This is a genomic window from Kitasatospora sp. NBC_01287, from assembly GCF_026340565.1.
Lineage (GTDB): Bacteria > Actinomycetota > Actinomycetes > Streptomycetales > Streptomycetaceae > Kitasatospora.
In genome coordinates this window covers 1,044,259-1,062,396 of the sequence record NZ_JAPEPB010000001.1, presented here as the reverse complement: position 1 = coordinate 1,062,396, position 18,138 = coordinate 1,044,259, and the positions used below count along the sequence as shown (strand labels likewise).

Here is an 18,138-nt window from a genome sequence, read left to right as displayed (position 1 = left end):
CCGCACGGCCGCTGGGCAGCGAGGTCACCCGGTCCCGTCACCGAGTCCGCCCGTGCCGATCCCGTCGGCGCCGCCGCCCCGGTCGCTGCCCTGCGCGGCCTGGGTGGCCGCCGGGCTGGGCGGGCCGCGCAGCAGCCAGGCGAGTGGCACCGCGAGTCCGGCGCCGATCGTGCTGCCCCCGTTCGAGATGGCCGTGCGGGAGGGGCGGCCGCGCTCGGTCATGCACGCCTACACCGACACGGACGGCATCCCCTCGGCCGCCGACCCGGAACTGCTCACCGGGCTGCTCCGGGACCGCTGGGGGTTCGCCGGGACGGTGGTCGCCGACTACTTCGGCATCGCGTTCCTCAAGCTGCTGCACGGCGTCGCCGCCGACTGGACCGAGGCCGCCGCGATGGCGCTGGCCAGTGGGGTGGACGTGGAGCTCCCGACCGTCAAGACCTTCGGGCAGCCGCTGCTGGACGGTCTGTTGGACGGGCGGATCGACGAGAGCCTGGTCGACCGCGCGCTGCGCCGGGTGCTGGTGCAGAAGGCGCAGCTCGGACTGCTCGACCCGGACTGGTCCCCGGTGCCGAGCGCGCTGGCCGGCCTGGCCGGCCTGGCCGTCCTGGACGGCGAGTCGGGCGAGGAGGCCGAACCGCGTGGGCGGATCGACCTGGACGGCTCCGCCAACCGCGCCCTGGCCGAGCGGATCGCCGAGGCGGCGGTGGTGCTGGTCCGCAACGACGGTACCCTCCCGCTTGGCCGGCTGCGCCGGATCGCGGTCGTCGGCCCGAACGCGGACACCGCGCAGGCGCTGCTGGGCTGCTACTCCTTTCCGGTGCACGTCGGCAGCCAGCACCCCGACATGCCGCCCGGCATCGAGCTGCCGACGCTGCTGGGGCGGGTCCGGGAGGAGTTCCCCGGCGCGGAGGTGGTCACCACGAACGGGACCGGCATCGACACCGCCGACACCTCAGGCATCGCCGCGGCGGTGATGGCGGCCCGTGGCGCGGACGTGGTGGTGCTCGCCCTGGGCGACCGCGCAGGCCTGTTCGGGCGCGGCACCAGCGGCGAGGGCTGCGACGCTGAGTCCCTGGAAATCCCGGGAAGACAAAGACAGTTGCTTGACGCACTGCTGGACACCGGGACCCCCGTGGTGCTGGTGCTGCTGGCCGGGCGCCCCTACGCGCTCGGGCGGGCAGTGACCGAGGCGGCCGCCATCGTCCAGGCCTTCTTCCCGGGGGAGGAGGGTGCCCGCGCGGTCGCGGGCGTGCTCAGCGGCCGGGTGAACCCGTCGGGGCGGCTGCCGTCTACAAGACCGTGCACAAGGTCGTCGCCGAAGGCGACCTGGTGCTGCTGCAGTCCGAGGGCGAGTTCGGCGTGCCCGTGGCGTACTGGGACCTGTTCCGCGTCGGCGACGGCAAGATCGTCGAGCACTGGGACGTCATCGCCCCGGTCCCGACCGAGCTGCCCCACTCCAACGGACTGTTCTGAACCCACGGGGGCCGGCACGAGTACGCTCGCCCACGCCGGGAAGAGGTTCCGGTTCACCGTCGACAACGGCTCGGTGTTCCACAACACCTACGCATCCGACGGTACCAAGCTGCACCGGGAAGCTGTCGCAGGCCACCACGCCCCGTCCGTGCGCGAAGGTCGGACGTCTGAGGTCAGTGGATCCTCCAGCACGCTGGGATCACGACGCACCGGCCTGCCGGCCGCCGGGCCGAGCGCGCGGTCCTCAGTGAACGACCGGCTCGGCGTGGGAGGAGGCCGGGGCGGTGCTGGCCCGTAGCGAGACCGGCGGGGTGAGCAGGATGTGGCGTGGTGGCGCGGCGGGCTCGGCGATCCGCTCGACCAGCAGCTCGATGGCCTGGGCGCCCATCTGTTGCGCGGGGACGTCGGCGGCGGTGAGCGGCGGGCGGAAGTCCTCGGCCCACTGCCGGGCGGCGACCCCGGCGATCGAGAAGCCGCCGGGCACCCGCAGGCCCGCGTCGTCCAGGGCGTGCTGGATGCCGGGCAGCGCGGCCTCGTTGAGGGTGACGGCGGCCGTCACCTCGGGGTGCTCGGCGTGGATGCGGCGGATCACGGCGCGGCCGGAGGCGGTGTCGTCGCCGCAGGGGTACGGGTAGCCGGCGATGCCGCGTTCGGCGGTGGCCGCGGCGAAGCCTTCGGCGGCGCGCAGGCCGGGACCGTAGCCGGCGGTGAGCAGCTCGGGGGAGCGGTTGATCAGGGCGACGGCACGGTGCCCGAGGTCGGCCAGGTGGTGCACGCAGCGGGCGACGAGGGTGGTGTAGTCGACGTCGATCCAGGACATCCGGTGGTCGCCGGCCGTGTGGCCGATGCCGACGAACGGCAGGTCCTCACGCAGCAGTCGCTCGACCCTGGCGTCCTTGACCCGGATCTCCATCAGGATCACGCCGTCCACCCGGCGGCCGGAGACCAGGCGCTCGAAGGAGCGGTCGTGGTCCCCGCCGGACGGCGAGAGCAGCACGTCGAGATCGGCCTTGGCCGCCGCCTCGACCACGGCGGCGACGAAGTCGAGCTGCATGTGGGTGAGCCGGGCGGTGGCCGGAGGGATCACCAGGCCGATGGTGCGGGTGCGGCCCTCCGCGAGGGCGCGGGCCGCGGCGTTGGGCTTGTAGTCGAGCTCGTCGATGACGTCCTGGATCCGCCGCCGGGTGGCCTCGGAGACGCTGCGCTTGCCGCTCAGCGTGTACGAGACGGTGCTGCGGGACACGCCGGCGCGGCGCGCGATCTCCCCGATGTTCATGGTTCTCCTGGCGGCGGCTGTCGCGACGGTAGTCGAACCGATTCGATGACTATAACTGCCTGCTGGTGCTGGGTAAAGAACAAGTCCTGTGAGAGGGCGGTACGTGACGTGATGTCCGTTTCGGTGCCGCCAGATCGTGTGACTGTGGAACCTTGGGTTACTTGAGGATCTCCAGCATCCGGTTCCCGAGGACCGCGGCCGAGGCCGGGTTCTGTCCGGTCACCAGGTTTCGGTCCTCGACCATGTAGGGCTCCCAGACCGGACCACGACTGAACTTGACCCCGACCTTCGCCTTCACGTCGGTCTCCAGCAGCCATGGTGCCTTGGCGGCCAGTCCGACGCCATCCTCCTCCTCGTCGGTGAAGCAGGTGATGTTGTGGCTCTTGAAAGGCGATTCACCGTGGATCCTGGTGGCCAGCATCGCGGCGGGACCGTGACAGACGATGAACAGCGGGTTGCCCGAGGCCAACTGCTGGGTCAGCAGCCGCCCCACATCGGCGTCCCACGCCAGGTCTGCCATCGGACCGTGACCGCCCGGCAGGTAGACCGCGTCGTAGTCCTCCAGGCGCACGTCTGACAGCTGCAGCGGTCGACGCATCACCTCCGCGGAACGGATGACGGCCTCCAGCTCCAGGGCGCTGTCGTTTCCGCCGACCATCTCGGGACGCAGGCTCATCATGTCGACGGTCGGAGTCACACCGTTCGGCGTCGCGACGACGACGTCGTGACCGGCGTCCGTGAGGATCTTGTACGGGTTCGCGAATTCCTCGGCCCAGTAGCCGGTCGCGTGTCGCGTGCCGTCCTTCAACACCCAGTAGGTGGCTCCGCTGACGATGAAGAGCACCTTTGCCATGGCAGAAATCCCCTTTCGGGCGCATGCCAGGAGTGGTTTCGGCGGGATGCCCCACCCAACCGACTCGCCCCGCCGGTGATCTCTCCCTCCCCACCACAACCACGCTAGGCAGCTGCGCCGACCGCACGCAACCCGCGGCTCCGTCGGCGGACTCGGACTCGTCTCGCGCCGTCGGCGGTTTGCCCTCGACCACGGACGCATCCGGTCACACGTCCAGGACCACGTCGGTCGGCTCGGCCGGCCGGGCCGCGGCCGGGGGCGTCGAACAGCAGATGAGCGCGCTTCCTCCAGCGGGGGCCCCGGGACTGCGGGGCGTACTCGACGTGGCCGCAGGTAGAGCAGCGCGTCGATCTCCGCGACGGTCATCTCCTCAGACCCGAGGAGACTTCACGATCTTGTCCCCGGCCCGCACCCGCCCTTCGGTCAGCACCCGCATGGAGAGGGCCCGGGTGCCGATGGGACAGCAGCAGGGCGGCCATCTGTGGCTCGCCGAGCCGCAACCCCACGCGGTAGCACGTCAACCGGGGTTGGTTGACTTCGACAACCGCACCGCCGATCTGGTAGCGGTCACCGATGCACACCTCGTCGTCGGCGAGTCGGTCCACGGTGAGGTTCTCGCCGAACTGGCCGTACGTAAAGTCGTTCCGTTCCAGGGAGTCCTGCCAATGGCGGTAGGAGCTCAACTGGTGTACCAGCACGGCACGCTACTCGCCGGCGTGCCCGGCAAGGTCACCTTGGCCGTCGCAGTCCAGGTCGAGCCGGCGCGCCATCACGGGCCCGGCGACGGGGTGCTTCCAGATGCCGCTGCGGGTGGTCCTGCCGTGCCAGGGGACGCCCCTCGGCGTGCCGACGTTCACGGCAATCAGAGCGGCCATGACCTGTGCTCCTCCCACGCTCGGCAGGGCGGTGCGTCCAGCGTCGTACGGTCGGCCGCCGGCCGTACCCGATGAGCTCCACGCGGGCGCCGGGGCTCGGCCGGACGTAGGGTGGAGCCGGTGGGCGCAGTCGTCGTGCGCGGCCCGCCGTGAGCCGGAGACTTCCAGCGTGAGCACCTCAGCTTGGACATGCCGATGAACTCGGAGAAGAAGGTGGCAATCGTCACCGGTGCGTCACAAGGCATCGGTGCGGCCCTCGCTGACGCGTACCGCGGGCGTGGGTACGCCGTCGTCGCGACCGCGCGGTCCATCCCCTCGTCGCACGATGCGGACGTGCTCGCCGTGCCCGGCGACCTGAGCCGGCCCGGTACCGGTGCACAGATCGTCGAGCAGGCGCTGGATCGCTTCGGTCGGATCGACACACTGGTGAACAACGCCGGCGTCTACATGGAGAAACCGTTCACCGACTACACCGACGCCGACTACGACCTGGTGACCGGCGTCAACCTGCGCGGCTTCTTCGACGTCACGCGCAGCGCCATCCCTGCGATGCTCGCCGGCGGCGATGGCGGGCACGTCCTGTGCGTGTCGACGTCGCTGGTCGACCGCGCCAACGCACGCATACCCGCGGCGCTCACCTCGCTGACCAAAGGCGGCCTGGCCGCAGCGACGAAGGAACTGGCCATCGAATACGCGGCGCGCCGGATCCGCGCCAACGCCGTCTCACTCGGCGTCATCCGCACTCCGCTGCACCCGGACGACCCGGGCGGCACGCTCGCCGCGCTGCACCCGCTCGGGCGGATGGGCGAGATCGAGGACGTCGTCGAGGCTGTCATGTACCTCGAACAGGCCTCGTTCGTCACCGGCGAGATCCTGCACGTCGACGGCGGCCAGAGCGCCGGCTTCTGAAAGAACCGGGATCGGGAGTGATCGACCCATGCGCACGCGCAAGCAGCTGACTCCGCTCGGCGCCGTCGGTGCGGGTCTGGCGGCGGGAGTGATCGGCACCGTCTGCATGGACACCGTGCGGTTCCTGCGCCAGCGACGAGCCGGCGGCGAACACAACGCCCTGCACTGGGAGTTCGCCCCGGTTCGCAGCTGGCAGGAGGCGCCGGATCCCGGCCAGGTCGCCAAGCGCCTGGCCGAGGCCTTCACCCAGAGCGAGCTGCCGGACAGGGCGGCGTTCCCCGTCAGCACGTTCATGCACTGGGCCTACGGAGTAGGCAACGCCGCCTTCTACGGCGTCGTCAGCGCCTCGCTGCGCAAGCCCCACGTCCTCTACGGGCTCCCGTACGGCGCGCTCGTGTGGCTCAGCGGATACGTGGTACTTCCGATCGCGGGACTCTACAAACCCATCTGGACGTACGACGCGAAGACGCTGGGTGATGATCTGACCGCCCACCTCGCCTACGGCGTCGGCACGAGCAGCGCTTTCTGGTTGCTGAGCAGGGCTTCCGTGTTCTCGCGGCAACTGTAGTCCGCGATCCGCGGTGACGGCGTGCCGATCGTCACCGCCGAGATGACTTACCGACACGGCCCGGACTGGACCGGACCTCGGTGCCCGAATACCGCTCGCCCGGTACAACCTTGCCGCCGGACCGACCTTCCTCGTCCGCGAGGGACCGGCCGCCCGCAGCCACGACGGGTGCGCGAGGTCCGCCAGCCGTTACCCACCTTCTGAAAGGCGCCTCACAACGCGATCCTGGCCGAGCGGCCCCGGCCAGTGCCGGCGTTCGGTGACTTGCGGCGACAGCCCGCGCATCTGCCGGAAGGGTGATGCCGTGAATTATTGGCTTCTTCGAGGGAATGCTGGAGCAACGCTGAATCCCGCTCATGTCAACGCCGCCTGCAGGCCTCGCGGTCAACGGGCTATGAGACCGACCTGCGGAGGTACCAGATGGCCGAGCTCCCCCCACCGCCAGAAGGAATTGTGCTGGCCCACTTCATCGTCTCGGACGATGTCGAGCGCTCTCGGCGCTTCTACACCGAAGTACTCGGCGGCCGGGTGGCCTACTCCGGCCCCGGAGGGCTGACCTATGTCGCCCTGGCCAACAGCTGGATCATCATCAATGTCGGCGGCGGCCCGACTGACGACAAGCCGTCGGTCACCCTGGCCACGCCACGCGATCCCGACCGCGTCAGCAGCTTCCTCAATATCCGGGTCAAGGACGTCCACGCCTTGTACGCGGAGTGGAGCGCCCGGGGCGCCCAGTTTCTGACACCGCCGAAACAGCACGAGTACGAGATCCGCTGCTACATCCGCGATCCCGACGGCCACCTGATCGAAGTAGGGCAGACTACCGACCCCGAGGGAGACTGGTCGCCCGCTCACTGGCCGTCAGGTACGCGCGCTGGCGATTCGGAGTGAATGCCGGGGTCCCGGCCACACTCGGCGCGTCCCACCTGCCCGCGAATCGCGCGAGATGGAAGCCCGATCTGGGCCGAGAAGAGTATCGGAAGTTCAGAGAACAAGCTGTCGCAAGGTAATGCTATGCATGCAGAGGGTCATGTCTACTTTCGATCCGGTCGTCAGTGGGATGACACAAGCCAGTGGGGGTGTCAGATGGTCGAGCTCCCGCCGCCCATCGATGGGGTTCTGCTGGGGCACTTCATCGTCTCGGACGATGTAGAGCGCTCCCGGCACTTCTACACCGAGGTGCTCGGCGGCACCACGATCTTCGGCGGAGTACCGACCGTCGTCGCTCTGTCCAACACCTGGATCGTCATCAACGCCGGTGGCGGTCCGACCGACGACAAGCCGACGGTCACGCTGGAGACGCCGCGCGATCCCGACCGAGTCAACAGCTTCCTCAATTTCCGGGTCAGGGACATCGAGGCGGTGTACGCCGAGTGGAGCGCCCGGGGTGCTCAGTTCCTGACGCCGCCGAAGCAGCACCCGTACGAGATCCGCTGCTACATCCGCGATCCCGACGGCCACCTGATCGAGGTGGGTCAGACCACCGACCCGAGGGGCGACTGGGCGCCTGCTTTCTGAGGCGCCCCGAGGTTTCCGGACAGAGACCCAAATCCAGCACAGCGGTGAGCTGCGTGATCTGCTCGGCCTGCGCGGCGATCTCCCGCTCGCGCTCCTCCAGTCGTGCCAGCACCGCACCCAGGGTCAGTTCCCCACCGGTCATCCGCCGCGCCAGGATAGGGTCGCGCTGCCCGTTAGTCGACGGGTCATCACGTCGCTTATCGCCCAGTACACCCGGGATTCGGCCGAGGACGGGCGGTGCTCGTAGTCGCGCACCAGCCGCCGGTGCAGCATCAAGATCCCGTTCGTCTGCTCCACGCGCCACCGGATTGACGGAGGCAGCCAGCACCACCACGGCGATCACCAGACCCAGGACGTCCACAGTAAGTCCCCGCAACCGCGAGCGCTGACGCCTCGCTGACCGCCTACGGGCTCACCAACACCCGTCCGTACCAGATCAACGAGTACGGCGCGCTCTCCCAGCAGGACCCCGGCGGCGGCGCCTGGTTCATCGGCCGCCTGGAGCGGGCCGGCGCCGACGGCCTGCGCGGCAACTGGGGGTGGGGGACAGGCCTGCACGATGACGAGGCAAACCTGCTGACCAAGAACAGCGCCGGCCAGTACCTTCCTCTCGGTGAGTGGTTCACGTACCGCTACTACGGCTCGCAGACCGGAAACGTCGTCAACCTCGTCCCCGGCAACGGCATCGACGGCTTCGTGACCAAGGACAACGCCGCGGGCAACGCCAAGGTCCTGCTGGGCTCCAACGGCAACACCGGCAACGTGACCGTCGCCCTCACCGGCCTCAACACCACCTCCGTGGTGCAGAACGGCCAGGTGCGCGCCGTGGTGCAGCGCGTTCCCGACAACAACGGCACCGCGGTGGACGGCCCGGTCACCATCTCCGACACCACCCTGGCGGTCGGCAACAACGCCGCCTCGGTGACCGTCCCCTACACGGATGCCAAGGACGGCTACACGATCACGCTGCTCCCGCCCTCCGACACCACGGTCTCCACGGTCGCGGTCAGCGAGAACAGCGGCCAGTGCCTGGACGACACCAACCTCTCCACCAGCCCCGGCACCCGGTACCAGCAGTACTCCTGCGAGGGCGGCTACCAGCAGATGCTGGACCTCAAGCCGGTCGCCGGGCAGGCGAACACCTACACCGTGGTCAACGAGCACAGCGGCCTGTGCCTCGACGTCTCCGGTGCCTCGACCGCTGACGGCGCGGCGGTCATCCAGTGGAACTGCAGCGGCCAGGCCAACCAGGAGTTCACCCTCAGGCCGGTCGCCGCGCTCGGCAACAGCCAGGACTACCAGCTCGTCGCCGCCCACAGCGGCAAGTGCGTCGACGTCTACGGCGTCTCCACGGCTCCCGGCGCCGTGATCCACCAGTGGACCTGCGACACCGGCAGCACCCTCGCCACCAAGACCAACCAGATCTGGCGCCTCCTCGGCAAGAACTGATGGGACGTCAGGACGTCCCGCGCGGTGCGCCATCGGTCGGATGGCGCACCGCGCGGGCTCGGTCCGCGTCAGCGAACCAGGCGTACCTCGCGCAGTCGGACGCTGGCCGCCGGGCCGACCGCTTCGAACCGGACGTCGACCGGCCCGCCCGGCCCGCCCGGACGGTCCGCGTCAAGCGTGAGCACCGGGGAGACCTCCCCGTCCTCGGGGTGCGAAGAGGGTGTCAGCGTGCCCAGCACGCGCCCGCCGACCCCGGCTCGCGGTACGCGGGGTCGTCCGGGGCGCCGCCGAAGAGGCCGCCGCTGTCGGTGTTCCACCAGGGGATGCCGCTCATCGCGACGTTCAGCCCGGCCCTGATCTGGCGCGCGAGGGAGTCGAAGGTCGTGGGGATGTCGCCGGACCAGAGCAGGGCCCCGTGCCGCTGGCTGCCGGCCAGAAGCACGCCACGCCCAGCGATGCGCCCACCGGCATCGGCGGTCCACCGGGTGCTGTCGGCGCCCAGTTCGACTTCGAAGCGCTACTCCGTCCGGCCGCCCGCCGTGTGGACCCGATGGCCGGCGGGATGCGTGTGCGGGCTCGTCTCAGTGAGGAGTTCGCGGCCCGAGACGGCGTGACGGAACGTCAGCCGACCTTCCGCGGAGGCCTCGACGGCGAGGCGACCGTTGGCCAGGCGGGCACAGCCATCGTCCGATACGGACAGTTCGGCGTGCGGGGAGGGCGAGGGGCTCTCCAGCGCGCCGGGGGCGGTGGGGTCGATGGTCCCCGGCCGAAGCCCGCACCCGGACGGCGTCCGGCCCCCAGGGCTCGATGCGGAGGACTTCGGCGGCGGTGTGCCGTTCCAGACCGCCCGCGCGGATGCTGTAGGGCAAGGCGACTCCTCTTTCCTCCTCTTTCCTCCTCTTTCCTCCTCAAGGGTCCGGAGGCGTGTTTGTGTTCGGGCGCCGTGGTCGCGATCGCCGGTACCGTCCGTGGCGCGACGGAACCGGCGGGTGGCCGACCCGTTCAACGAGTCAGCGGGCGCCGAGCAGGTGCTCGATGGCCAGCTGGTCCAGCTGCTCGAAGGCCATGCCACGAGCGGCGGCCGCGTCGACGTCGAAGTCCTCGAAGGCGGTGCGGTCGGCCAGCAGGGCGGCCAGGCCGTCCTGGGCGGTGCGGGCGGCGAGTTCGGGCAGGCGGGATGCGGCGAGCGCGGCCTGCACCTCCGGGTCGGCGCGGAAGGCGCGGGAACGCTCGGCGAGCAGCAGGTAGTTGCGCATGCAGGCGGCGGCCGAGGCCCAGACGCCGTCGAAGTCCTCGGTGCGCGGGGGCTTGAAGTCGAAGTGCTTCGGGCCGTCGTAGCCGGCCGACTCCAGCAGGTCGACCAGCCAGAAGGCCTGGCGCAGGTCGCCGGCGCCGAAGCGGAAGTCCTGGTCGTACTTGATGCCGGACTGGCCGTTGAGGTCGATGTGGAAGAGCTTGCCGTGCCACAGCGCCTGGGCGATGCCGTGCGGGAAGTTCAGCCCGGCCATCTGCTCGTGGCCGACCTCCGGATTGACGCCGACCCGCTCGGGTCGCTCCAACTCGTTGATGAACGCCAGGGCATGGCCGACGGTGGGAAGCAGGATGTCGCCGCGCGGCTCGTTGGGCTTGGGCTCGATGGCGAAGCGCAGGTCGTAGCCCTGCTGCTCGACGTGCTCGCCGAGCAGGTCGAAGGCCTCCTTGAGCCGGTCGAGCGCGGTGCGCACGTCCTTGGCGGCGCCGGACTCGGCGCCCTCGCGCCCGCCCCAGGCGACGTAGACCGTGGCGCCGAGCTCGGCGGCCAGGTCGATGTTGCGGATGGTCTTGCGCAGCGCGTAGCGGCGCACGTCGCGGTCGTTGGCGGTGAACGCGCCGTCCTTGAAGACGGGGTGGGTGAACAGGTTGGTGGTGGCCATCGGCACCTTGAGGCCGGCCGTGTCCAGGGCGGCGCGGAACCGCTTGACGGTCTGCTCGCGCTCGGCCTCCGAGGCGCCGAACGGGATCAGGTCGTCATCGTGGAAGGTGACGCCGTACGCGCCCAGACCGGCGAGCCGCTGCACGGTCTCGACCGGGTCGAGGGCCGGCCGGGTGGCGTCGCCGAACGGGTCCCGGCCCTGCCAGCCGACGGTCCACAGGCCGAAGGTGAACTTGTCGGCCGGGGTCGGGACGAGGGGGTCGCTGGTCACTACTGGCTCCGATCATTGCCGGGGGAATTCCGCCCGCAACCATGTTTGTCAGGGCGGGAAACAAATTAGTATGCCGAGGCGTCGGAAGGAAGTCCCCAGATGGAGGAACGCATGGCAGCACAGCGAGTTGTGATCGGAATCGACAGCTCCACCCAGTCCACCAAGGCCATCGCCGTCGACCTCGCCACCGGGACCGTGCTCGGCCGAGGGCGTGCAGCGCACACGGTCAGCGACGGTGCCGCGCGCGAGAGCGACCCCGAGCAGTGGTGGCAGGCCCTGGGCGAGGCAGTGGCCCGGACCGGCTGGGCGGACCGCGCCGCCGCCGTGTCGGTGGCCGGCCAGCAGCACGGTCTGGTCGCCCTCGACGCGGCCGGTCGCCCGGTCCGCCCGGCCCTGCTCTGGAACGACGTCCGGTCCGCGCCCCAGGCCGCGCGGCTGCGGGACGGGTTCGGCCGGGAGGAGATCGCCCACCGCACCGGCAGTGTCCCGACCGCCGCCTTCACCGCCGCCAAATGGGCCTGGCTGCGCGCCAACGAACCCGCCGCCGCCGACCGGGTCGCCGCCGTCCGGCTGCCCCACGACTTCCTGACGGAGCGTCTGACCGGCGAGCCGGCCACCGATCGCGGGGACGCCTCGGGAACCGGCTGGTGGGGTCCGGACGGCTACGACCTGGAGATCCTCGGCCGGATCGGCCTCGACCCCGCGCTCCTGCCGCCGGTCCTCGCACCGGGCACGGCGGTCGGCTTCGTCGGCCCCGGCCTGCCGCTGCGGAAGGGGGCGCTGGTCGCCACCGGGACCGGCGACAACATGGCCGCCGCGCTCGGGCTCGGCCTGATGCCAGGTCAGCCGGTGCTCAGCCTCGGTACCTCCGGCACCGTCTACGCCGTCGGTCGCAAGCGTCCCACCGATCCGAGTGGGACCGTGGCCGGCTTCGCCGACGCCCTCGGCGGCTGGCTGCCGCTGGCCTGCACGCTCAACTGCACCCTGGCCGTCGACCGCTTCGCCTCGGTCCTCGGACGCGACCGCGAGGAGGTCGAGAGCGGTGGCACGGCGGTGGTGCTGCCCTACCTCGACGGCGAGCGCACCCCGGACCTGCCAGGCGCCTCCGGCCTGGTGCACGGCCTGCGCCACGACACCACCCCGGGCCAGTTGCTCCAGGCCACCTACGACGGCGCCGCCCACGCTCTGCTCGCCGCCCTGGACGACGTGCTGCGCGCTGCCGGCGAGAGCCCCGACCCGGACGTACCGCTGCTGCTGATCGGCGGCGGTGCCCGCGGGCGTGCCTGGCAGCGGACCGTGCTGCGCCTGAGCGGTCGCGCCGTCCAGGTGCCGGCCGCCGAGGAACTGGTCGCGCTGGGCGCCGCGGCGCAGGCAGCCGCGCTGGTGACCGGTGAGGCGGCCGATGCGGTGGCGCGGCGCTGGCGGACGGCTGACGGGCTGGTGCTGGAGCCGGTGGCGCGGGACGGTGCGACGCTGGAGCGGATCACGGACACGCTGCATCGGGCGGGGGCGTTGCAGGGTGCGGTGGGGGTGGGGGAGCGGTAGAGGGGGAGAATCGGGGCACCAGGTGTTGCCGCGCAGGCCGGTGCGCCAGGGGCCGGACGGCCGCCGGGCTGGTGCTGGAGCCGGTGGCGCGGGACAACGTGGCGCTTGAGAGGATCACGGATACCCCGTGTCGGGCGGGAGCGTCGCAGGGCGCCCCGTCGCGGGACCAGTAGGAGGGAAGGCGCGAGGTGGCGGTCGGCGGAGTGAGCAGGAGCTCGGAGGGCGGGCCGGCCTCGCAGCAGGACATGCGCCGGCAGAACCTCGCGGTGGTCCTCGGCACGGTCGCCGGGCGGAGTCCGCTCTCCCGGGCGGACGTCGCCGGGCTCACCGGGCTGACCAGGGCGGCCGTCTCCTCGCTGGTCGACGAGCTGATCGGCCGTGGCGCGCTGACCGAGGCGGAGACCGCGCCGAGCGGCCGGGTCGGGCGGCCCGGCCGTTCGCTGGCCGTGAACGACTGCGGCCCGGCGGGCCTCGGACTGGAGGTCGGCGTCACGCACCTCGGCGCCTGCGTCGTGGACCTGCGCGGCGGGCTCCGGGTCTGGCGGCAGGTGGAGCGCGGCAACGCGGGCCGACCGGCCGCGCAGGTGCTTGCCGAGGTCGCCGTGCTCGGTGCCGACGCGGAGGCCGAGGCGGCCGGGCTCGGACTGCGCGTCGAGGGCCGGGTCCTGGCCGTGCCGGGTGTGGTGCCCAATACGGGGCAGGGCCTGGTCGAGCATGCCCCCAACCTCGGCTGGCACGCGGTGCGACCCACCGACCACTGGCCCGATCGGGACACCGTGCCCGTACCGGAGAACGAGGCCAACCTCGGCGCGCTGGCCGAGTACTGGCAGGCCGAGCACGGCGCCGAGACCTTCGTGCACGTCTCCGCCGAGGCCGGCATAGGTGCCGCACTGATCGTCGACGGCCAGCTGTTCCGGGGGGCCCGCGGCTTCGCCGGCGAGCTCGGCCACATCCCCGTCCACCCGGACGGCGTGCCCTGCCCGTGCGGCGCGCGCGGCTGCCTGGAGCAGTACGCGGGCGAGGCGGCCGTGCTCCGCGAGGCCGGGCTCAGGGCGGCCGGCGACCCGGTCGTCCTGCTGGCCGAGCGGGCCGGCGCCGGGGACCTGGCCACCCTGCGGGCCCTGGAGCGGGCTGGGCGCGCCCTGGGCCTGGCCCTCGCCTCGGCGGTGAACCTGATCGACCCGGACGGCCTCGTGCTGGGCGGTGCGTACGCCGAGCTCGCCGAGTGGCTGCTGCCGGCGGTCCGCGCGGAGCTGGCCGCCCGGGTCACGGTTCGGCCCTGGCCGTCCGGAGCCCTGCGCCCCTCGGCGCTGGGGCGGCGCGGCGCGCTGCTCGGCGCAGCCCTGCTGACGACCCGCCAGATCATCGCGGACCCCACCCGCTTGCCCTTGGCCTGACCGGCTCGCCTGGCTGCGGCCTGGGTTCGGCCGGGCCGGCCCGGTGACGACCCGGCCGGCCGTCGCTTGACCGGCTCGCCTGCCGCAGTCCCCGGCCTGTCCACCTGGCCCCCGACCCGCTGGCCCGCGAGCCCGCCGGGCGAGGGCTGAAGTGCGGCCGGCCCGCGGGCTCCGGTCGAAGGAAAGGCCACCACGGCCACGACGAGGGGCATAGTGACCGGTCTGACATCCGAGTGCTGGGAGACAGTGACGTGGCCGTGGCGGACGAGGCCATCGAGAAGATCAAGTCGATGATCCTCTCCGGCCGGCTCAAGCCCGGCGACCGGCTGCTGAAGGAGCCCGACCTGGCGGCGCAGCCGGGGCTGTCGCGGAACTCGTTGCGGGAGGCGGTGAAGGCGCTGTCGTTGCTCAACGTGCTGGACGTGCGGCGGCACCTACGTGACCAGCCTGGAGCCCGTCGCTGCTGCTGGAGGCGCTGACCTTCATCCTGGACCTGCACCAGGACGAGTCGGTGGTGGAGCTGTTCCAGGTGCGGGCGGTGCTGGAGTCGGCCGCATCCGGCCTGGCCGCCCAGTGGGCGACCGACGAGCAGTTGGCCGAGATGGCCGAGCTGCTGGATGGTGTCGGGGCGGATCCGGCGGTCGAGGTGCTGGTGGCGCACGACGTGGAGCTGGCCAGGACGCGGGCGGCGGTGCACGTCGGCGGCGTGGTGGAGTGGCTGCGCAAGGCGCTGTGACGAAAGCTGCGGGGGGCAGCTGCGACCGCGACCGCCGCGGGGACCTCTGTGGCCGACGGCACGGGCCGTCGGCCACAGAGATCGCCGAGGTGTGCGAGCGCCTCGGCACCAGCCTGCCGGCGGCTGCCATCGCCTTCCCACGGGCCCACCCGGCCTTCGGCGAGGCGATCCTGAGGCGGCCGGACTGCGTGGGCGGATCGACCTGGACGGCTTCGCCAACCGCGCCCTGGCCGAGCGGATCGCCGAGGCGGCGGTGGTGCTGGTCCGCAACGACGGAACCTCCGCTGGGCCGGCCGCTCCGGACCACGGTCCGACAGGGCGGCCCTCCTGAGAAATGACGGCGGGGGCGGCAACCTTCTTGGCGTCGGCGGCAACCGAGCGGTGGAGCACCGACTCGATCGACCGAATGGATGGCCATGAAGGCAATGAAGCACGCCGCCCGGCGACCGTGGCACAGGCACGGGCCGGCCAGGGGCGTTCCCCTCGCGCTGCTGGCCGTCGGCGTCCTGGTCTGCCTGGTCGTGACGTTCCTGGTCGGGGGCGGAGGGGACTCCGGGCGCCCGGTCGTCGGAGCGGCCGCCCGCACCACCGAGCCGGGGGTGAGCGTCCCACCCACTGCCCAGGCCGCGGCGTCGGCCGCCAGTGCGGGCGCGGACGCGCCCGCCACCGTCACGAGCTCGGTACCGGCCTCGGCCACTCCCTCACCCGCGCCGTCCGCCTCACCCACACGCACGCAGGTGCCCGCAACCCCGGTAGCGCCGACGGCCTCCGCGAGCGGTAGCGCCGGCGCGGTCTCCGCGAGCGGCAGCGCGGGCGTGGCCCCCGCGGCGGCCACCCTGGCGGGACGGATCAAGCCCGGCGTCACGAACCAGGGTGTCGCCACTGCTTATGCCGCGGGTGACGGCAACGGCTCCTGCCTGTACGGCCCCTCCGACGACCTGATGATCGCGGCGATGAACTACACCGACTACGAGTCGTCCAAGGCCTGCGGCGCCTACGTGTCGGTGCGCACCGCGAGCGGCGCCGCCATCACGGTGCGGATCGTCAACGACTGTCCGGCGCCCTGCGCGCCCGGCCAACTCGACCTCAGCCAGCAGGCGTTCGCCAGGCTCGCTGATCTCTCAGTGGGCCGGCTGCCGATCACCTGGACGCTGCTGAGCCCCGACACGGCGGGTACCGTCTCGATCCGGTACAAGACCGGGTCGAGCAAGTGGTGGTGCGGCATCCAGGTGATCGGCCACCGGAACCCGCTGGCGGAGCTGGAGGTCCGCGGTGCCGGCGGCTGGCAGCAGCTGCCGCGCTCCGACTTCAACTACTTCCTCTCCACCGACGGCACCGGCTGCGGCGGCGAGATCAGGCTCACCGACATCTACGGCCAGCAGCTGACCGTGGACGGGATCATCGTGCAGCCGGATGTCGTGCAACCGACCGGGGCGCAGTTCGCCCGGCACTGAGGGCATCCGGCCCCGTCGCCGGGCGCTGTTATGCTGCCACCCCACTGTTAACGCGCACATGTTTTCGACCTGCACTGATGAGAGGGCGACCGAGGAAGATGCTCCTCGATGACGCGTCCGCGGAGTTCAACGATTTCTTCGAACGCCACTACGCCGAACTGGCCCGCCTGGCCCACCTGCTGACCGGAGAGAGCGACACGGCCGACGACCTCGCGGCCGATGCGCTGGTGGCCCTGTGGCAACGCTGGGACCGGTTGCGCAGCGCCGACCACCCGGTGGCCTACGCTCGCGGGGTGGTGGCCAACATGGCGCGGGAGCGGATCCGCAGCGCGGTCCGCGAACGACGCCGGATCACGCTGTTCTGGACCCGCGCCCCGGAGCGGACGGACGGGCCGGACGTGGCGGCCGTGCTGGACGTGCGTGCGGCGCTCGCCCGCCTGCCGTTCCGCAAGCGGGCCTGTGTGGTGCTGCGCCACGCCTTCGACCTGTCGGAGAAGGAAACCGCGGTGGCGCTCGGCATATCTGTCGGCACGGTCAAGAGCCAGACCTCGAAGGGAATGGCCGAGCTGGAAGGTGTACTCGGCACACGAGCGGCCGACGAACTGGTGGCAGGAAGGAGGAACCGGTGAACGAGGAGATCGCCCGGCGGCTGCGCGAGGCCGCCCAGGCCCATCAGCCCGACCGCGCCAGGATGCTGGCGCGGATCCAGCGCGGCGTCACCGGCCCCGCCGTCCGCCACCGCACACCGTCGCGCTTCCGCTCCTTGTCCAGGGCCGCGCTCGCCGGCATCGCCTCGGCCGGCATCCTGGCAACGGGCGGCCTGGCTGTCGCCGGCATCGCCGTGACCTCCTCGTCCTCGGACACCGTCACAGCTCCGCCCAGTCCGTCCCCTTCCGGGTCCCCGTCAGAGTCCCGGCCCGGCAGCGCGCCCGGTACACCGTCGTCCCGGCCCGTCCCCGTCGTCCCGCCCCCGGTCACCACGCGCCCGACACCGTCGACCACCGTCCAGGCGCAGAACGGGCCGCTGTGGTCGGCCGGTTCGGTGGATCCGCACAGCATCGTCTATTGGACCCAGGAGAACCTGGTCCTGAGGACCACCCAGCCGCTCACCGCACTCACCGTGGAGCTGGGCTTCGCGCAGACCGGCGGCCTGCAGGACACCGGCGACTGGCAGACCCTGCCGAGCGATGACTTCACCGTCACGGTCCAGCAGAGCGGCGGCATGCTGGTCTACCGCTGGGTGCTCAAGCCTGGCCGCACGGTGCCGGCCGGGGAGCACGAGTTCGCCGGCCAGTTCAACCACGCCACCGGAGTGCGCAGCGCCGCGGGTGACGTTTACCGCGTCGAGGCACAGGGTGCGGGCGGCTCGGCCTCGGTCGGGGGAGGGTTCACCCCGGCACGCTGATCCCCACGCCGACCGGGCTGGTCCGCTGGTCCGGGAGCGTCAGTCGTGGTCGACCACGAGCATGGCGTGCTCGTCGAGGACGGTCACCTGCACGTTGCAGGTAGGTGCCGTCGTACTGCCAGGGGAGTTCCCGGCCCTCGGGTTGCAGCCGCACGGAGCGCGGCGCATGGTCCAGCCGCAGGACCAGGGCGCCGCCGACCAGTTGGATCAGCGCGGCCCGCCAGCCCGCCAGCCCGCCAGCTCGGCCGCTGGCCGACCGCACCGAACCGCCGTGGGCACCACCGAGCACGTCGAACAGAAGCGCCGCCCCGTGGCAGCTGAAGAGCAGGGCGGCGACTATTCGCAGGGCGCCGGTCGCGTGCGGCCGGGCCCGTTCGGCGAACTCGTCGGTGGCGGTGGTGAAGGGCATCGCTGCTCCATGTGGTCGGGGGTGTTGCGGCTGGGTGTGTCGGATAGGACGACTGGCGGTAGGCACCCTGCGGCAACCCGGTTCA

Annotated in this window: 17 protein-coding genes and 3 pseudogenes; 12 read left to right on the top strand and 8 right to left on the bottom strand. The window is 71.7% G+C overall.

Annotated elements, in window-relative coordinates; all coding sequences use genetic code 11:
* Positions 1-52: 52 nt before the first annotated feature.
* Entirely contained in the window at positions 53-1,774 is a 1,722-nt protein-coding gene (locus tag OG455_RS04255; protein WP_266290332.1) for a glycoside hydrolase family 3 C-terminal domain-containing protein, read from the top strand.
* Here the strand turns inward: OG455_RS04255 and OG455_RS04250 are convergent.
* The 4 genes from OG455_RS04250 to OG455_RS42010 form a co-directional block, all read right to left on the bottom strand.
* Entirely contained in the window at positions 1,721-2,752 is a 1,032-nt protein-coding gene (locus tag OG455_RS04250; protein WP_266290330.1) for a LacI family DNA-binding transcriptional regulator, read from the bottom strand. The two genes, OG455_RS04255 and OG455_RS04250, sit on opposite strands and share 54 nt — an antisense overlap.
* Before the next feature lie 157 nt (positions 2,753-2,909).
* Positions 2,910-3,605 carry a type 1 glutamine amidotransferase domain-containing protein gene (locus tag OG455_RS04245; protein WP_266300656.1) on the bottom strand — a complete coding sequence of 232 codons (696 nt, stop codon included), beginning with the start codon at positions 3,603-3,605 and terminating at the stop codon, positions 2,910-2,912.
* A gap of 362 nt (positions 3,606-3,967) precedes the next feature.
* Entirely contained in the window at positions 3,968-4,303 is a 336-nt protein-coding gene (locus OG455_RS42015; RefSeq protein WP_323185412.1) for an MOSC domain-containing protein, read from the bottom strand.
* Between the two features lie 6 nt (positions 4,304-4,309).
* Positions 4,310-4,480 carry a hypothetical protein gene (locus tag OG455_RS42010; RefSeq protein WP_323185411.1) on the bottom strand — a complete coding sequence of 57 codons (171 nt, stop codon included), beginning with the start codon at positions 4,478-4,480 and terminating at the stop codon, positions 4,310-4,312.
* Between the two features lie 195 nt (positions 4,481-4,675).
* On the opposite strand from OG455_RS42010, the gene OG455_RS04235 reads away from it, so the two are divergent.
* From OG455_RS04235 to OG455_RS04220, 4 genes are all read left to right on the top strand, one after another.
* Positions 4,676-5,389 carry an SDR family NAD(P)-dependent oxidoreductase gene (locus tag OG455_RS04235; RefSeq protein ID WP_266290328.1) on the top strand — a complete coding sequence of 238 codons (714 nt, stop codon included), beginning with the start codon at positions 4,676-4,678 and terminating at the stop codon, positions 5,387-5,389.
* 28 nt (positions 5,390-5,417) lie between these two features.
* The gene (locus tag OG455_RS04230; protein WP_266290326.1) at positions 5,418-5,957 is read left to right on the top strand and encodes a hypothetical protein; all 540 of its coding nucleotides are present in this window, start codon (positions 5,418-5,420) and stop codon (positions 5,955-5,957) included.
* Between the two features lie 420 nt (positions 5,958-6,377).
* Positions 6,378-6,848, top strand: a complete 471-nt coding sequence (locus tag OG455_RS04225; RefSeq protein WP_266290324.1) for a VOC family protein — start codon at positions 6,378-6,380, stop codon at positions 6,846-6,848.
* 195 nt (positions 6,849-7,043) lie between these two features.
* Positions 7,044-7,475 carry a VOC family protein gene (locus OG455_RS04220; RefSeq protein ID WP_266290322.1) on the top strand — a complete coding sequence of 144 codons (432 nt, stop codon included), beginning with the start codon at positions 7,044-7,046 and terminating at the stop codon, positions 7,473-7,475.
* Positions 7,476-7,613: 138 nt separating this feature from the next.
* Here OG455_RS04220 and OG455_RS04215 read toward each other — a convergent pair.
* Positions 7,614-7,799: pseudogene (locus tag OG455_RS04215) on the bottom strand (IS5/IS1182 family transposase); the annotation flags it as partial.
* Between the two features lie 372 nt (positions 7,800-8,171).
* On the opposite strand from OG455_RS04215, the gene OG455_RS04210 reads away from it, so the two are divergent.
* A complete protein-coding gene (locus OG455_RS04210) occupies positions 8,172-8,924 on the top strand; it encodes an RICIN domain-containing protein (protein ID WP_266290320.1) in 753 nt (250 codons plus the stop codon).
* A 256-nt stretch (positions 8,925-9,180) separates the two neighbouring features.
* Here OG455_RS04210 and OG455_RS04205 read toward each other — a convergent pair.
* Both OG455_RS04205 and xylA read right to left on the bottom strand, forming a co-directional pair.
* A pseudogene (locus tag OG455_RS04205) lies at positions 9,181-9,357 on the bottom strand (TIM-barrel domain-containing protein); the annotation flags it as partial.
* A gap of 577 nt (positions 9,358-9,934) precedes the next feature.
* Positions 9,935-11,107, bottom strand: coding sequence for a xylose isomerase (xylA, locus tag OG455_RS04200; RefSeq protein ID WP_266290318.1), 1,173 nt, complete (start codon positions 11,105-11,107; stop codon positions 9,935-9,937).
* Positions 11,108-11,218: 111 nt separating this feature from the next.
* On the opposite strand from xylA, the gene xylB reads away from it, so the two are divergent.
* From xylB to OG455_RS04170, 6 genes and pseudogenes are all read left to right on the top strand, one after another.
* Positions 11,219-12,652, top strand: a complete 1,434-nt coding sequence (xylB, locus tag OG455_RS04195) for a xylulokinase (protein ID WP_266290316.1) — start codon at positions 11,219-11,221, stop codon at positions 12,650-12,652.
* Positions 12,653-12,855: 203 nt separating this feature from the next.
* Positions 12,856-14,049: an ROK family transcriptional regulator gene (locus OG455_RS04190; protein WP_266290314.1), complete on the top strand. Its 1,194-nt coding sequence runs from the start codon at positions 12,856-12,858 to the stop codon at positions 14,047-14,049.
* 251 nt (positions 14,050-14,300) lie between these two features.
* Positions 14,301-14,719, top strand: a pseudogene (locus tag OG455_RS04185) (FadR/GntR family transcriptional regulator); the annotation flags it as partial.
* A 482-nt stretch (positions 14,720-15,201) separates the two neighbouring features.
* On the top strand, positions 15,202-16,239 hold the full coding sequence (locus OG455_RS04180; RefSeq protein ID WP_266290312.1) for an expansin EXLX1 family cellulose-binding protein: 1,038 nt from the start codon (positions 15,202-15,204) through the stop codon (positions 16,237-16,239).
* Positions 16,240-16,337: 98 nt separating this feature from the next.
* Positions 16,338-16,868, top strand: a complete 531-nt coding sequence (locus tag OG455_RS04175) for a SigE family RNA polymerase sigma factor (RefSeq protein ID WP_266290310.1) — start codon at positions 16,338-16,340, stop codon at positions 16,866-16,868.
* Positions 16,865-17,644 (top strand): hypothetical protein, encoded by a 780-nt coding sequence (locus OG455_RS04170; RefSeq protein ID WP_266290307.1) that lies wholly within the window; start codon positions 16,865-16,867, stop codon positions 17,642-17,644. Before OG455_RS04175 ends, OG455_RS04170 begins: the two co-directional genes overlap by 4 nt.
* Here the strand turns inward: OG455_RS04170 and OG455_RS04165 are convergent.
* Complete coding sequence (locus OG455_RS04165) at positions 17,628-18,053, bottom strand: hypothetical protein (RefSeq protein ID WP_266290304.1); 426 nt, start codon at positions 18,051-18,053, stop codon at positions 17,628-17,630. The genes OG455_RS04170 and OG455_RS04165 overlap by 17 nt on opposite strands.
* Positions 18,054-18,138 lie beyond the last annotated feature (85 nt).

What these genes read in the sequence shown, in the direction of transcription:
- OG455_RS04220 (WP_266290322.1), top strand. Translation starts at nt 7,044, where the DNA reads ATGGTCGAGCTCCCGCCGCCCATCGATGGGGTTCTGCTGGGGCACTTC.
- xylB (WP_266290316.1), top strand. Translation starts at nt 11,219, where the DNA reads ATGGCAGCACAGCGAGTTGTGATCGGAATCGACAGCTCCACCCAGTCC.
- OG455_RS42010 (WP_323185411.1), bottom strand. Translation starts at nt 4,480, where the DNA reads ATGGCCGCTCTGATTGCCGTGAACGTCGGCACGCCGAGGGGCGTCCCC.
- OG455_RS04175 (WP_266290310.1), top strand. Translation starts at nt 16,338, where the DNA reads ATGCTCCTCGATGACGCGTCCGCGGAGTTCAACGATTTCTTCGAACGC.
- OG455_RS04235 (WP_266290328.1), top strand. Translation starts at nt 4,676, where the DNA reads ATGAACTCGGAGAAGAAGGTGGCAATCGTCACCGGTGCGTCACAAGGC.
- OG455_RS04225 (WP_266290324.1), top strand. Translation starts at nt 6,378, where the DNA reads ATGGCCGAGCTCCCCCCACCGCCAGAAGGAATTGTGCTGGCCCACTTC.
- OG455_RS04230 (WP_266290326.1), top strand. Translation starts at nt 5,418, where the DNA reads ATGCGCACGCGCAAGCAGCTGACTCCGCTCGGCGCCGTCGGTGCGGGT.
- OG455_RS04165 (WP_266290304.1), bottom strand. Translation starts at nt 18,053, where the DNA reads ATGCCCTTCACCACCGCCACCGACGAGTTCGCCGAACGGGCCCGGCCG.
- OG455_RS04250 (WP_266290330.1), bottom strand. Translation starts at nt 2,752, where the DNA reads ATGAACATCGGGGAGATCGCGCGCCGCGCCGGCGTGTCCCGCAGCACC.
- OG455_RS04180 (WP_266290312.1), top strand. Translation starts at nt 15,202, where the DNA reads ATGAAGGCAATGAAGCACGCCGCCCGGCGACCGTGGCACAGGCACGGG.
- OG455_RS04245 (WP_266300656.1), bottom strand. Translation starts at nt 3,605, where the DNA reads ATGGCAAAGGTGCTCTTCATCGTCAGCGGAGCCACCTACTGGGTGTTG.